This window comes from Lactobacillus helveticus DSM 20075 = CGMCC 1.1877, from assembly GCF_000160855.1.
Taxonomy (GTDB): domain Bacteria; phylum Bacillota; class Bacilli; order Lactobacillales; family Lactobacillaceae; genus Lactobacillus; species Lactobacillus helveticus.
Map to the genome: position 1 here is coordinate 44,930 of NZ_GG700758.1, position 1,809 is coordinate 46,738.

Below are 1,809 nucleotides of genomic sequence, written 5' to 3' on the forward strand. Positions count from 1 at the left end.
ACTTTTTTGTTCTCTCTTTTTTTATGCCAAATTTCCATTTCTGAATTCTCGCCAGAAATCTTTTTTGTTTAATGTCTTAATAGAGCCAGATTTAGTTTCTGCAGAAAAAGTGGGTGTATTGCTTAACGCTGGCAGCCAAGCCCAGTATGAGTTGCCATACTTCCATTTTTCGTCTTCAGAAATATCAACTTATGAATACAAAGTTCAAATACTTTTATGTCCATTATTTTTTAATGATTATATTTATTCCGCCCAAAAAAATAAAGATACAGCAAATAACTAATAAAATATTTTGATTAAATTTATCTAATATAATTCCGGCTACTACTGAACCGATAGGACTTCCTAAAGAATTAGCTGTACGAATAGTTGTCATAACGCGTCCCAGTATATCTTCCGTACTAGTAATTTGCATTAAAGACTCACCTAAAATGTTATGAATTCCAGTCAAAGTTCCAAAAATACTTATTAGAAAACAAAATATAAGCCAATTAGAATTATTTATTAAAAATAAAAGAGGAATTATACTCAAAGTCCAAATAAGTCCAACATTTTTTGAAGTGGTTTTTAAATACTTACAAATAATTACTCATACAATAAATCCTAAAAAGAAAGACATATAAAAAAAGCTTAAATAACTTACGGAGCCTAGTTTCTCAGCTGTATAAGGTAAAAAAATTATTAAAGCAGGTTCAACAAATGAAAATAAAATAGAAGAAAAAAAATATCGACTTAAAAAATGTTCTTTTTTTATGTAGTGATAACCTATTAAAATTTCTGAGAAATAATTTTGACGTTTAATTTGCTTATGTATTGATAAATGCACTTTCTTTAAGGAATTAAACAATAATCCCCCACTTAAAAGACTTAAAAAGGCACAAATTAAAATAATATAATTAGAACTGATAAATTTTAATAATATACCTGCTAAAGCTACACCAAAAAAATTAACAGACTGATCAATAAAACTAATTTTAGCTATCATATTTGTAAGATCTACATTAAGAAGCTTTACAGATTGCTTTAGGATAGCACGATCAGCTGGGGAATAAAATTCACCACAAATCGAAATTAAAATAGCTAATATACAGTTAAGTATTAAAAAATAATTTGGTAAAAACATACTAAAAAAAAGTAAAAAAAGCAAAAAAGCTTGTAAAAAACTAGCGCCTAAAGCAGTCTGTTTGAATGAATGCTTGTCTATTAAAGGACCATAAAAAATAGATAGAGCTGCTGTCAAATCAAATCCAGCATTTACTAGTCCAACTATCGTTGAACTAGACGTGTTGAATTGAATCCACCAAATAATAGCAAAACCGTAAAGTGAACCAGCAGTAGTAGCAAAAAAACGTGATATTAAATATGAACTTTTTTTTAGCATTTTTAGTACTCCATATTAATGTAAAATTAAGTGTTCAAGCCTATACTTTTTTAAAAAATATTGTTAAAAAAATATTGTTAAAAAAATATTGTTTTATTATGAAAAAGTTTATCATAATCTTAAATATTTTTCAAGGAGATGAAATAATATGAAGGTTGAAAAGAAACGTGAATTTTCAGATGATACAAAGAAGTCTTGCGAAACTTGTTAATTTTTTATCAGGATTATCAAACTTAACAAAAGTTAATGATAATCCTGATATTTTTTACTTAAAAGAAAAGGTATCTTATATTGAATATGACTAAATATATCATTGATGAATACACAGAAGTTTATACAGATAAGATAAAAAATGAATTGGTATTTTATTCTTATGAAACTGTCAAATCTTTTGTGTAAATAGATCTTTCTCATAGATTGATTTTTTA

2 protein-coding genes are annotated in these 1,809 nt (G+C 26.2%); one reads left to right on the plus strand and one right to left on the minus strand.

Annotation, left to right across the window (positions count from 1 at the left end):
* A partial coding sequence (locus HMPREF0518_RS10450) for a hypothetical protein (protein WP_211204998.1) occupies positions 1-283 on the plus strand: 283 nt, incomplete at its 5' end.
* Between the two features lie 306 nt (positions 284-589).
* Here HMPREF0518_RS10450 and HMPREF0518_RS08050 read toward each other — a convergent pair.
* A complete protein-coding gene (locus tag HMPREF0518_RS08050) occupies positions 590-1,381 on the minus strand; it encodes an MFS transporter (protein WP_003627694.1) in 792 nt (263 codons plus the stop codon).
* Positions 1,382-1,809: the final 428 nt, after the last annotated feature.

Coding starts and splice junctions, on each gene's coding strand:
- HMPREF0518_RS08050 (WP_003627694.1), bottom strand. CDS start 1,381: ATGCTAAAAAAAAGTTCATATTTAATATCACGTTTTTTTGCTACTACT.